The organism is Hyphomicrobium sp. DY-1, assembly GCF_047497105.1.
Taxonomy (GTDB): domain Bacteria; phylum Pseudomonadota; class Alphaproteobacteria; order Rhizobiales; family Hyphomicrobiaceae; genus Hyphomicrobium_B.
Genome location: NZ_CP134870.1, coordinates 122254 through 134745, shown reverse-complemented (window position 1 = coordinate 134745; position 12492 = coordinate 122254). Strand labels below are relative to the sequence as shown.

Sequence of the window (12492 nt, the reverse complement as noted above, 5' to 3'; positions counted from 1 at the left end):
GTGTTGATGAAACTCATTCCCGTCTTCAAGGGCGTCGACTTCTTCCCGCACGACCTTCGCTTGCCCTTCATGAAGTTCAAGGGCCCGGCGCTCGCGGCGTCGATCATCGCCATGCTGATCTCCCTGGCGCTCTGCATGACGCTTGGCTTGAACTATGGCGTGGACTTCAAGGGCGGCTCTCTTGTCGAGCTCAAAACGAAGTCGGGTAAAGCCGATATCAGCGCACTGCGCGAAAAGCTTAATGGCCTCGGCCTCGGCAACGTGCAGATTCAGGAATTCGGTACACCTGACGACGTTCTCGTCCGCCTCGAAGAGCAGCCCGGCGGCGAAGCCGCTCAGCAGGAAGCCCTGAAAAAGGTGACTGCGGCGACGGATGCCGACTACGTGCAGAGGCGTGTCGAAGTCGTCGGTCCCGCCGTTTCGAGCGAACTGCGGATGACCGGCTTCATCGCCGTTGCGGCAGGCATTCTCGCTATCGTCGCTTATGTCTGGTTCCGGTTCGAATGGCAGTTCGCACTCGGCGCCGTGGTCGCGTTGACTCACGACGTGCTGGTCACGGCGGGCATATTTTCGCTGTTCCGGTTCGAATTCGATCTGTCGACGGTGGCCGCGCTTCTGACCATTCTCGGCTATTCGGTGAATGACACCGTCGTCGTCTCGGACCGCATCCGCGAAAACCTGCGCAAGTATAAGAAGATGGATCTCAACGAGCTTCTGAATCTCTCGATCAACGAGACGCTGTCGCGCACGATCCTGACGGGTGCCACTGCGGTCGCAGTGTTGCTTTCTCTCTATATTTTCGGCGGCGAGGTGATACGCAGCTTCAACCTTGCTATGCTCTTGGGCGTCGTGATTGGCACCTATTCGTCGATCTTCATCGCCGCGCCGCTATTGGGCTACCTTGGCGTCAAGCGTGACTGGAGCGATGCTGCCGCAAAGGCGATGGCTACGACGAAATCGAAGGCAAAGGCCTAAGCTCGAATGTAGGGCGGCGCCGTCATGACTCGCGACGTCGCCCGCTATCCCTACGAGACGCCGATAACCGCGTATGGCAACGGCGGCTTCCGGTTCGCCGACATGAGCCATCGCGGCTCAGTCCTGTGTCTGCCGTCGGGTGTCTGGGCATGGCCTGCGACAAGCGTCGATGCGCTGACCGACGGCGATATTGCATTCCTTCTGAATCTTGTCGAACCGCCGATCACCGTGCTGTTCGGCACGGGCGAAAAGCAGCTCTGGCCCAAACCGGAAATCTACGAAGCGTTCGCCAAAGCGGGCATCGGTCTGGAGCCGATGTCGACAGGGGCAGCGGCCCGCACCTACAACATTCTGATCGCCGAAAAACGCCCAATTGCAGCAGCCCTGATCGCCGTTCCCTGAGACGTCTCCATCATCCGGCCGCGCAGAGATTGAGTCAGGATGCTATTTACGCCCCGTAGTCTCCATCGAGCGGAAGCAACCGCGTGACCGACGCCGTAGCAACGACAGCATCCTTCGACACGGTGCGCACGAGCGCCCGCACCCACGCGCCCGACCGCTTCTATGCGGCGCTTTTTGCGCCTGCTGCCGCCCGCGATGACTTGATCGCGCTCGCAGCCTTCACCGGCGAAATCGAGCGCATCTCGCGTCAGGTGAGCGAAGCTATGCTCGGCGAAATCCGTGTTGCGTGGTGGCGCGACGCCTTTCTTAGCCGCGGCGAGAGCGGCCGTTCCGGCAATCCCGTTCTCGACGCCTTCGCCGAGGTCATCCGCCACCGCTCCCTGTCGCTAGGGCGGATTGAGAGCTATCTGGAGGCCCATGCAGATGCGCTCTACGCGGAGCAACCGGCGTCCGACCAGGATCTCATCGCCCGCCTACGCATCATCGACGGCACGCCGTTTTTACTCGCGGGCGCGATCCTTGGCGTTGACCTTGATGAGGCGCTCGTTGATGCCGCCGCCCGCGCGTCGGGCTTTGCCCGGCTCGGGATCGAACTGCCCTATGCACTGATGCACGGCCGCGCGCCCCTGCCGATGCCCAGATCGCCGAACCCTTATGATCAAAAAGAGGTGACCGACTGGCGTCCGCAAATCGCCTGGATGGCGGCAGAAGGCAGGCGCGGACTTGCCGACGTGCGGCGTCATCTCACGGGCAAACCAAGGCTATTTACGACCGCGCTTTTGCCGCTTGCCCTCGTCGAGCCCTATTTTCGCGCTTTGCAAAGGCCTCGGCATGAGCCGGCGCGCGAAATCGTGGACGTCGCGCCGATGGCTCGATTGTGGCGTATCGCACGCGCGCAGTGGTCCGGCGGCATTTGACGGCCGACGAAGAGGGCTGATGGCATCGATGTTGAAACGGGGGCTGCGAGCGATCGCAGCGGGGCTGTTCCTTCCGCTGGCTTGCTTCATTGCAGGACTTGCAATGCCGGGCCGCGCCGAGGCTGCACCTACGATTACGTGGCGTATCGAAAACCCGTTCCGCTTCTTCATCGACCCAAACGACACCAACGCCCATCGCGAGACCTACCGTTCATTGGGACCGCGCGAAAAAACGACGCCGATCCTCTCAGAAGAGCATTCCCTTCAGCGAGACGATCGCGACGGCTGGGCCGCGTCGATGTTCGACAAGACCTGCTGGAGCAACAACCGCTTCAAGTGCAAAGCCTACGACGATTACATCAATCCGACGCATCATGCCGTCATCGCCAAAATTTCCGGCATCGACAGCCCGTCGATGCTGTCGTGCACATGGCTGTCGGCGCCTCGCGGCGACACCAAGAATCCGCGCGGGGATGCCATCACGCAGCCGTGCAGCGAGCCCGCGCGCTTCGTTGTGCCGTATCCGGGCGGCGCAATGGTGACTGTCGAAATCGGTGGCCGTCAGATCGCGCAGATCGACATCAAGGTGCGCGACATTCTAATCGCCGGGATGGGCGACAGCTTTGCATCGGGCGAGGGCAATCCCGATATGCCGGTGCGTTTCTCACGCGAGCGAACTGCCGACTACAGCACGCTGGGTATGTACGCCAGCTTGACGGGCTATCCTGCTCGTATCGGGCCGTGGAAAGAGTTGGGCGACGCCGCCTTCATCAAGGAAAATGCCCGCTGGCTCGACCAGGCCTGTCACCGCTCGCTCTATTCCGAGCAGCTTCGCACGTCGCTTCAGCTCGCCATCGAAGACCCGCATCGCGCCGTCACCTTTGTCGGCGTCGCTTGTGCCGGCGCCGAGATCACGGACGGCCTTTTCTTGCGTTACAAGGGCAACGAATGGGTGCCCAACCCGCCACGCTATTCGCAGCTTTCAGCCGTCGCCGAAGCGCAATGCGGAAAGAGCAAAACCCAGTTGGTCAAGCTCACCGAAGCCTACGACCAGAACGGCGCGGTGCCGGAGCTACAGGATCTGATCATGCATCAGTGTCCACAGGATTCCGCGCGCAAGATCGACCTCGTATTGCTCTCCATAGGCGGCAACGACATCGGCTTCTCTCGCATTCTTGCGAACACGGTGCTCTCCAACGAGTCCCTGCTGCGCGAGCTTGGTGGCTGGCTCGGTGAAATTCATAGCGACGCCGAAATCTCGACCGCGCTTCAAAATCTCGGGCCACGCTATAAGGCGCTCAATCGAGCCATCCACGCGCTGCTCTACGTGCCGTGGGAGGAAAGCGATCGCATTTTGCTCGTCGCATATCCGGGCCTCGCGCTGCAAGGTGACGGCAGTCAGATCTGCGCCAGCGGCAATGCCGGCATGGACGTCGTGCCTGATTTTCAGCTCGATCGGACGAGGCTGAAGCTCGCGATGTGGTTCGCCGACAAGCTCAATCGTCAGATGCGGGATAGCGCACAAGAGTTCGGCTGGACCTACGTCGAAACGCATCGCCGCGACTTCATCGGCCGCAGCATCTGCGCGGGCCTTAGCGTCGAAGGCGTCAGCGAAGTCGACGATCTACGCCTTCCGCGCAAGCTAGATGGCATGTGGACGCCCTACAACCCGGCTGACTATCGGCCCTATGCCGCCCGCCAGCGCTGGTTCCGCACGCCGAACGATGCCTTCATGACCGGCAACTTCCACGCCGCCGCCGGCTTCCTGACGAACTATCTGAAGATCGAACCGTTCGCGCCCTTCCAGGCGATCCTCGCCTCGACCTATTCGGGCGCCTTCCATCCGACCGCGGAAGGACAGGCTGCCATCGCCGACGCTGTAGCGGACAAGGCGAGGGCCATTCTCGCGAAATACGGCGACGGTCCTGACGCTGCGACGGCAACGGGCTATACCGTGCCGCCGCCAGTTGTCGCCGCACCGCCCGTTGCCGAGCCGAACGTCGAGATCCCCGACGTGAAATCGGTCCTGTCGAAAAGCCCTGCGGGCAGCGGAGGCGCGGTCACCGGTGCAATTCCACCGGCCGCGACGGCACCCGCGCCGTTCGACGATAACGACATCGGCGCACCCGATCCCGAGGATACGCCGAAACCGATGGAAACGATTGGCGTGACATCCGGGCCGCCGGGCAGCGAGCCCCCTCCCGCGACCACTCCGAGCATCGGCACGCCAAGCATCACGGTACCGAGCACCGCCGCCGCGACGCCGGCCGAAGTGCCTGGCCAGACCATCGAACTGAGGCGCTCGGCCATTCCGGCCCCGGCGGCACCAACGGCGGCACCGCCGAATGCACCCGCTCCCGTCGCGACGACTGTGACGCCCGCAGAGAGCACGCTGCCACCTGTTGCCGCGCCCGCCGCGGGCCAAGCTCCCGCTGTCTCGCAATCGCCTCCGGCTGCTGTCGAAAGCAAGCCGCTTGCGCCGCCCACTCCGTCTGCGCCCGCCGCCGATGATGAGTTCGCGCCGAAGCCGTTCGCGCCGGCGGGCCAATAGTGGCTCTGCCAATTCCCCCTTGCGGGGAGGGGTCAGGGGCAGGTTCGCTTCGGTAAGGAAGACGATTTTACGCCGACTTCTTCACGGCCGCATCGTCGCTAAGCCACAGAGCGAGATCGGCAAGCGCTCGTCGCGACATGAGCCGCTTCTTCTCGCGTCCGCGCTCCGGTCCCTTGAGCTTCTGTCCGCTCTTATCGTGTGTCGGATTGGCGTCGAGATCCGGCAGCAGGCCGTAGTTGATGTTCATCGGCTGGAATGATCGCGCCGCGCCACGCTCGCCGTCATCAACGCTAAGATGGCCGCCCGTGATGTGATCGAGGAGCGCCCCAAGCGCCGTCGTCGGTGGTGGTGCAGCGGCGGCGACGCCGACTGCATCGGCTGCCGCGAACCGCCCCGCGAGCAAGCCGATGGCGGCGCTCTCTATGTATCCCTCGACGCCGGTCACCTGTCCCGCAAAGCGCAGCCTCGGCATCGCTTTGAGACGCAGCGAGCGGTCGAGAAGCTTCGGCGAATTGAGATACGTATTGCGATGCAGGCCGCCAAGTCGTGCAAACTCGGCATTCTCCAGGCCGGGGATCATCCGGAAGATGCGCACCTGTTCGGCGTGCTTCAGCTTGGTCTGGAAGCCAACCATGTTCCACAGCGTGCCGAGCGCATTGTCTTGCCGAAGCTGTACGACGGCATACGGCCAACGCCCCGTGCGCGGATCATCGAGCCCGACCGGCTTCATCGGCCCATAGCGCAGCGTATCGCGTCCGCGCTCGGCCATCACTTCGACGGGCAGGCAGCCGTCGAAGTAGGGGGTCGAAGCCTCCCACTCTTTAAAGACCGTTTTTTCGCCCGCCAGCAGGGCATCGACGAAGGCGTTGTATTCGTCCTTCGACATCGGACAGTTGAGATAGTCGGCGCCCGTGCCCGCCGGTCCCGCCTTGTCGTAGCGTGACTGGAACCACGCAATCGACGTGTCGATGGAATCGCGATGAATGACCGGCGCGATGGCATCGAAGAAGGCAAGCGAGTCTTCGCCGGTCAGCTTGCCGAGTGCTGCGCTGAGTGACGGCGACGTCAGCGGCCCCGTGGCGATGACGACGTTTTCCCAATCCTCCGGCGGCAACCCTTCGATCTCGCCGCGTTCGATGGTGACGAGCGGATTAGCCGAAAGCCTTGCCGTGACTTCCGCGGAAAATGCATCGCGATCGACAGCCAGCGCGCCACCAGCAGGCAGCTTGTGTATGTCCGCTGCCGCCATGATGAGCGAGCCTGCGCGGCGAAGCTCTTCATGTAAAAGTCCGACGGCATTGTTTTCCCAATCGTCCGACCGGAACGAGTTCGAGCAGACGAGTTCGGCGAAGCCGTCCGTCTTATGGGCTTCGGTCGAGCGCACGGGCCGCATCTCGTGCAGCACGACGGGCGTGCCCGTCGCTGCGATCTGATGGGCGGCTTCCGATCCGGCAAGTCCGGCGCCAATAACGTGAACAACAGATGAGCGAACGGTCTGCACGGCGGTCCTTCGGACGTGGAATGAGGATGGGTTCGTCGGCCGAAGGGGGGCAGGGGTAGCCCGGCATCGTCAGCCTGACGCGCCTTCTTACGCGTGGGCGCGGCGCAAGGCAAATCACGCGCAACTAGCCGATGAAATAGTCGTAAACCAGCTTCGCGTTGAGAATGACGATGGTGGCCGCAATCACGACGGCAACGGCCGTCAGCCAGCGCGGCGCAACGAGGTTGCCGAGCTTGCCGCGGCTCGCCGTGAATTGCACGAGCGGGATCACGGCAAACGGCAGCTGCAGGCTTAGGACGACCTGTGTCAGGATCAGAAGTTTACCCGTCTCCGCTTCCCCGTAGAGCAGCGTCACGCCTGCGGCCGGAAGCAGCGCGACGGATCGTGTAATCAACCGGCGCACCCAGGGCGCCAGCCTGATGTGCAGAAAACCTTCCATTACCGTCTGTCCGGCAAGCGTTGCCGTGACGGTCGAATTCAAACCGCAACAGAGCAGCGCGATGCCAAACAGCGTCGGCGCGATGGCCGAGCCGAGGAGGGGATGCAGCAGCGATTGCGCTTCGCTGAGTTCGACCACGTTTGTCTTGCCGGCCGTATAGAACGCCGCCGCCGCGAGGATCAAGATCGAAGCATTGATGAGCAGCGCGAGACACAGTGCCAGCGTCGAGTCGATCGTCGCAAACTTGAGGGCTTCATGCTTCTGCTCCGACGTCGTGCCGTAGTCGCGTGTCTGCACGATCGCGGAATGCAGATAGAGATTATGCGGCATTACTGTCGCGCCGATGATGCCGAGCGCGAGATAGAGCATCTCGGGGTTTTTCAAAATTTCCGTCGTCGGCGCAAAGCCGCGAATCACGGCGCCCCATTCCGGATCGGCCATGGCGATCTGTACCGCAAAGCAGATGGCGATGACGCCCAGCATCGTAATGATGAAAGCTTCGAGATAGCGAAAGCCGAGCCGCTGCAACAACAGTACGACGAAAACGTCGAGCGCCGTCAGCAGCACGCCGATTTCGAGCGGTATGCCGAACAGCAGGTTGAGGCCGATGGCCGTACCAATGACTTCCGCTACGTCGGTCGCGATGATGGCGATTTCTGCGAACAGCCATAGCGGATAAGCCGCCCACTGCGGATAGCCATCGCGGCAGGCCTGCGCGAGATCGCGCCCCGAGCCGATTGCAAGGCGCGCGCACAACGACTGCAAAACAATCGCCATGATGTTCGAAAGCAGCGCAACGAAAAGCAGGGCATAGCCGAATTTCGAGCCGCCTGCGATCGAAGTCGCCCAATTGCCCGGATCCATGTACCCGACGGCGACCATGTAGCCGGGGCCGAAAAACGCCGCGAGGCGCCGCCAGCTGGTGTTGTGGTCTGAGACACGGACAGTGCGAAAAACATCCGATAAGGATGGATCTTTAGCCGGACTGCGCCATGTTCCCTGATTGGGACGTTCAGATACTGTCGATGTCGGTTCTGCGCGGGCGTCCACGATCCATCCTGCTGCTGTCGCAAATGACAATCATTTGCAACTAGAGTGGTCGAGAAGCGTGGCCCCGTCAAGGCCTGCACAACTCTCTATCCTGTGACAAATTTGAAAATAAGAGCGAAATTGCGGATAATTGCAGCGAGCGCCACGCAACGACCGGCAACCACGAGACCGCTGCACTCTGGTCAACGGATTGTCGGCGTGCTCTTCAATCTCATAGCTAAAACGTATGTCGCTCCGGTGAAGAGACGAAATGTGGTCCCCTTACAAAAGACGCCTTCTCCGCGATCTTGATCGTTGGCAGTCGAACGGCTGGCTGAGCACCGAAGGGCGTGCGGCGATCGCTGCGGACGTTGAGAACGGTGCGTACGCCTTCAATTTGGCGTCGGCGCTTGGAATTCTGGCGAGCGTCCTGTTCGGCTTTGCGGCGCTGTCGTTCGTTGCGGCTCACTGGGAGGACGTTCCGCGCCTAGCGCGCCTCGCGCTGCTGCTGGCGTCGATCTGGGCAGGCTATGGCCTCGCCGGTTGGTTCGCCACGCGCGGACAACCCTACCTGGCAGACGCGGCCGTTCTGTTTTCCGGGGGTATGTTCGGCGCCAGCATCATGCTCGTCAGCCAGATGTACCACATCGCAGGCGACCCGTTAGATGGCCTTCTGCTGTGGTGGATCGGAACGCTCGTATCGGGCGTCGCGCTGCGCTCCAATCCGGCGCTGGCCCTGACGATGATCCTCGTCTGTGTCTGGTCGTCGATGCATGTCTCGGCAAGCGGCGACGTGCACTGGCCGTTTTTGATCGGCTGGGGCTTGGTGACGATGGCGTTCGTTTGGCAGCGCTGGTGGCCAGGGCTGCATCTGTCTGCTCTGACGCTGACGGTCTTCATCGTGTCGCTCGGCTACCTGATGGGACACGGGCATTCGCACGATCTCGTCGCCATCATCGGCGTACTGGCAGCGCTGGGTTTCGTCGGCCTTGAAAAAAGCAGGCCCGATCTCGGACACATCGTAGCGCCCTTATTCGTCTATGCAATTGCCATCACCTTCGCCGGGCTGTTCGCACTGCAATTTTTTGAAAGTCCATCGGTCGGGCGGCTCATCGTGCTCGCGATTATCACGCTCGTACTGCTGATCGCCGCCATTTCGCATGCGCTATCGACGGGCAATCGCGGCGCGCTTTGGCTCGGATACATCGCGTTCTCAATTGAAATTCTGGCGCTCTACGGCCAGACCGTGGGCTCGATTCTCGGCACCTCGCTCTTCTTCTTGATTGCCGCCCTGATCGTTGCGGCGCTCGCGTATGCAGCACTCCGCTTGGCCCGCAGAAGCACGACCGGAGGCCTGCCCGCATGATCGCCACCGGCAAATGGATGTGGCCGCTTCTTGGCGGCGTCGCGCTTCTTCAATCGGCGGCGCTCTTCAACATGATCCACGAGCGCGACCGGCTTTTGAAGTCGGGCCGCGAGGTGACCTTGGCGGTTCAGCCGCTCGACCCCCGCGATATCTTCCGCGGTGATTACGTGACGCTCGGCTACGACATCAGCCAGATCAAGACTTCGGCCACCGCAAGCGACCCTGTATTCACCGGCTTTGTGCCGGGCGGCGAAGTCTTCGTGACGCTGTCGGCAAAGCCTGAAGGTGGATGGCTGGTCAGCCACGTCAGCACCGTTTTTCCGCCGAAACTGGCGGCCGGAGATCTCGTGCTGAAGGGCAGGGTGCAATCGGCCTGGACAACCCAGAACCCGCCTGAAACCAACGCCAGCGTCCGTTACGGGATCGAGCAGTACTTCGTGCCCGAAGGTACGGGCATCGATCTGGAAAAGAAGGTCCGAGACCACAAAATCGAGGCGATCGTCGCAGTCGGCACCGACGGCACCGCGGCGCTCAAAGGTCTCGTCATCGACGGCGAGCGGCACGAAGACCCACCGCTGCTTTGAGGCTTCTGGCCGGAGCGGGCGCCTGCTATGAGGCGCCGGCAATCCATCCGCATACAGGAGACCTCAAGTGACCGTTACCCGCTACGAAACCTCCCCCGTCTATTCGAAGGTCACGGAGGCCAACGGCTTCGTCTTTACCGCCGGTGTCATCCCGACCGACCTGTCCAAGGATGTCGAAGGCCAGACCGCCGAAGTTCTGGCCGAAATTGACCGCCTGCTGGCGCTTGCCGGTACCGGCAAGGCGAAGATCGTGCAGGCGACTGTCTGGCTCAGCGACATCCGCAGCCGCGACGGCATGAACAAGGCCTGGAGCGCATGGCTCGGCGGCGAAGGCGCTCCGGCGCGCGCTTGCGTCGAGGCCAAGGTCATCGACCCGCGCATGCTCGTTGAAATCTCGGTCGTCGCCGTGAAGTAAAAGACAGCCAAACTCGGGCGCAGAAATAGAGCTTGTCCAAATTGCGAAACGCGTTGGCGACGTAGGACAAGAAAGCTGTGCCCGGATTGCCTCTCTCCTCCAATTTCTTTTCTCTCCCTTCGACAAAGCTTTCTGAACGGCTGTTGAATCTGCGAAATAGCCGGAATGGGGACTAGCCCCCATTAGTCTTCGGAGACGGGAACAGATGAATCGGTTCGGATGGGTGAAGCCGGCGCTCGCCGCCGCTGTAGTTGTGGCCTGCGCAGTTCCTGCGCTCGCGGATGAGACGGGATTAGCCGCAATTCACGCGCAGCAGCGCGAACGTGGCAACAAGACATGCTTCGTTGATCACTACCACTACGGTTCAAGCTCGGGCCGAGCCACGAAAAAGGCAGCAATCGCTTCCGCGATCAAGTCGTGGGCGGACTTCACCGACTTTGAATATGGTTCGACTTGGGCGCACTGGGGTCTGGCTTCGAGCAAGACTGTTACCTGCTCAGGCGGCGACGGCTCATGGGGCTGCGATATTAACGCTCGCCCGTGCCGCAAGGGCCGCTGACACTTCTGCATTTCGCCAATCTATCAAAGGGCCGGCCTTCGGGGCGGCCCTTTGCATGTAGGGGGGCTTTTCCCCGCGTTATCGCCGACTAAGTGCGCCCGCGAGAACCCGCCGGACCAGCGAGACGATCCAGCGGACGAGAAACAGCTTGATCATCGTCCCGACGACGCCGCTGTTCGACCCGAGTAGATTGCCCAGGATCGACCGGATGACGCTCTCCAGCGAGCCGCCGTCCGGGCCCGGCACGCGCTCGCCCCCGCGACGGACGATATCGGGCAATCGGCTATACGGATTATCGTCCTGACCCGGTTGGGGGTAGCGATTGCGACGTCCGACGCCCGGTATCGTGTCGCCAGGTACCGGCAGCGGATTGCCGGCATCGATCGGCCCGCGCGAGGCGCTGGATGCCGGTCCGCTTGGCAGATCGGACGAGGAATTGGAACTCGCCCCCCTGGGCGGGAAAACATCTCCAGGTAGCGGCAAGGGGCTACCGCCTGCACCGCCAAATCCCGGAAGACTTCCCGCGACCTTGGCGATCGCCGGACCCGATTGCCGCTGCAATTCGCCGACCAGCAAATTGGCGACCACCGGCAGCAACTTCTGGACCGTTATCGGATCGAGCCCTGTCATCCGCGCCGTGCGCAGGGCGATGCCCCGGCTCACATGTTTGCTGCCGATAAGCACTTGGAGGATGTCGTCGCCGTCCGCAGCGACCCCCGAGGTGGCAAGCGCATCAGGACGCGTAAGCGCTCGCTGCGCTGCCGGGGCTGTCACCAGCGACACGACATCGGCCACCCCCCCGCGGGACAGCATGGCGCGCTGGATCCGAGCGCTGAGCTCATCGGTAAGCAGCTGTACAGCCTCGGCCGCCTTTTGTTGGTCGACACCGAAAGCTGAGGCAACATTTGAGATGAGCTGCTGTCCCTCGGCACTTCGCAGACTGTTTTCGATCGTCACGCCCCGCCTCCGGTCGCTAAAGCGAATATCGAGCTTAACTATCACGCCTCGCGCTGGCTGACAGCAGGCGCGAAAAGACCGTGCGACGCACAACGAAAATGCGATCAGACATTCATCGGCTGTTCACAACAAACGGAACTTAATCCGCCTCAGGTCGAGACAATTTGCGATGTGTCTGTGAGGTTCGAGAAACGTGCGCGAACTCACGAGCGTTTGAAGTTCGCCGGCCCTGGGTCGATCCCATAGCCGTCCGAGGGCGACTGTCCCTTATGGAGAGACCAATGCGAAAACTTGTCATGAGTTTATCCGTTCTCGCCGGACTCTTTTTTGCGGGAACACTCCCGGCTTCTGCCAACGCTGCAGCCGGCTTGACGGCCATGCATGTCGACAAGGCCTCAAGCGTTGTCACCAAGACGGGTTGGCGTCGTGGCGGTTGGGGCCACCGAGGCTGGGGGTGGCATCGCGGCTGGCGCCGAGGCTGGGGCTGGCGTCGTCGCTGGTGGGGACCCGGCTACTACGGATACGGCTGGCCCTATTTTTACGGTGGCTACTACCCGAGCTATTATTACGGCGGCTACTACGGCGGCCCGTATTATGGCTATCGCCGTTGGTATGGGCCCGGCTGGCGCTATCGCCATTGGCGCGGTGGCTACTGGGGACACCGCGGCTACTGGCGCGGCGGGCGCTGGGGCCATCGCGGATGGCGCGGCGGCTGGGGCCACCGTGGTCATTGGCGCCGCTGATTCGCTAGCGTCTGCTGCTAGCTCCTGTCAGGCGAACGTTCGAATGCGGCTCGC

General features: G+C 62.2%; 12 protein-coding genes. 9 read left to right on the top strand and 3 right to left on the bottom strand.

What is annotated here, in order from left to right:
- The 4 genes from secF (at nucleotide 1) to RLW41_RS00680 (ending at nucleotide 4845) form a co-directional block, all read left to right on the top strand.
- Nucleotides 1-975, top strand: a complete 975-nt coding sequence (secF, locus tag RLW41_RS00695) for a protein translocase subunit SecF (protein ID WP_414463095.1) — start codon at nucleotides 1-3, stop codon at nucleotides 973-975.
- A gap of 24 nt (nucleotides 976-999) precedes the next feature.
- Nucleotides 1000-1377: an Mth938-like domain-containing protein gene (locus tag RLW41_RS00690; protein WP_013948290.1), complete on the top strand. Its 378-nt coding sequence runs from the start codon at nucleotides 1000-1002 to the stop codon at nucleotides 1375-1377.
- Nucleotides 1378-1460: 83 nt separating this feature from the next.
- Complete coding sequence (locus RLW41_RS00685) at nucleotides 1461-2294, top strand: squalene/phytoene synthase family protein (protein WP_414463094.1); 834 nt, start codon at nucleotides 1461-1463, stop codon at nucleotides 2292-2294.
- A 19-nt stretch (nucleotides 2295-2313) separates the two neighbouring features.
- Complete coding sequence (locus RLW41_RS00680; protein ID WP_414463093.1) at nucleotides 2314-4845, top strand: hypothetical protein; 2532 nt, start codon at nucleotides 2314-2316, stop codon at nucleotides 4843-4845.
- Between the two features lie 67 nt (nucleotides 4846-4912).
- Here the strand turns inward: RLW41_RS00680 and trmFO are convergent, their stop codons facing one another.
- Both trmFO and RLW41_RS00670 read right to left on the bottom strand, forming a co-directional pair.
- Entirely contained in the window at nucleotides 4913-6346 is a 1434-nt protein-coding gene (gene trmFO, locus RLW41_RS00675; protein WP_414463092.1) for a methylenetetrahydrofolate--tRNA-(uracil(54)-C(5))-methyltransferase (FADH(2)-oxidizing) TrmFO, read from the bottom strand.
- A gap of 124 nt (nucleotides 6347-6470) precedes the next feature.
- Nucleotides 6471-7835 carry an Nramp family divalent metal transporter gene (locus RLW41_RS00670; RefSeq protein ID WP_414463091.1) on the bottom strand — a complete coding sequence of 455 codons (1365 nt, stop codon included), beginning with the start codon at nucleotides 7833-7835 and terminating at the stop codon, nucleotides 6471-6473.
- 250 nt (nucleotides 7836-8085) lie between these two features.
- Here RLW41_RS00670 and RLW41_RS00665 point away from each other — a divergent pair, with 250 nt between their 5' ends.
- The 4 genes from RLW41_RS00665 to RLW41_RS00650 all read left to right on the top strand — a co-directional run bounded on the left by RLW41_RS00665 (nucleotide 8086) and on the right by RLW41_RS00650 (nucleotide 10738).
- Nucleotides 8086-9180: a DUF2157 domain-containing protein gene (locus RLW41_RS00665; protein WP_414463090.1), complete on the top strand. Its 1095-nt coding sequence runs from the start codon at nucleotides 8086-8088 to the stop codon at nucleotides 9178-9180.
- Complete coding sequence (locus tag RLW41_RS00660; RefSeq protein ID WP_414463089.1) at nucleotides 9177-9764, top strand: GDYXXLXY domain-containing protein; 588 nt, start codon at nucleotides 9177-9179, stop codon at nucleotides 9762-9764. The genes RLW41_RS00665 and RLW41_RS00660 overlap by 4 nt, the downstream gene beginning before the upstream one ends.
- Nucleotides 9765-9831: 67 nt before the next feature.
- Nucleotides 9832-10179, top strand: a complete 348-nt coding sequence (locus tag RLW41_RS00655) for a RidA family protein (protein ID WP_024276090.1) — start codon at nucleotides 9832-9834, stop codon at nucleotides 10177-10179.
- A 205-nt stretch (nucleotides 10180-10384) separates the two neighbouring features.
- Nucleotides 10385-10738 carry a hypothetical protein gene (locus RLW41_RS00650; RefSeq protein ID WP_409560427.1) on the top strand — a complete coding sequence of 118 codons (354 nt, stop codon included), beginning with the start codon at nucleotides 10385-10387 and terminating at the stop codon, nucleotides 10736-10738.
- A gap of 78 nt (nucleotides 10739-10816) precedes the next feature.
- On the opposite strand, the gene RLW41_RS00645 is transcribed toward RLW41_RS00650, so the two are convergent.
- Nucleotides 10817-11695, bottom strand: a complete 879-nt coding sequence (locus RLW41_RS00645) for a DUF937 domain-containing protein (protein ID WP_414463088.1) — start codon at nucleotides 11693-11695, stop codon at nucleotides 10817-10819.
- 281 nt (nucleotides 11696-11976) lie between these two features.
- Between RLW41_RS00645 and RLW41_RS00640 the strand changes: the two genes are divergently transcribed.
- Nucleotides 11977-12438, top strand: coding sequence for a VrrB protein (locus RLW41_RS00640; protein ID WP_414463087.1), 462 nt, complete (start codon nucleotides 11977-11979; stop codon nucleotides 12436-12438).
- The last annotated feature ends 54 nt before the right edge of the window (nucleotides 12439-12492 follow it).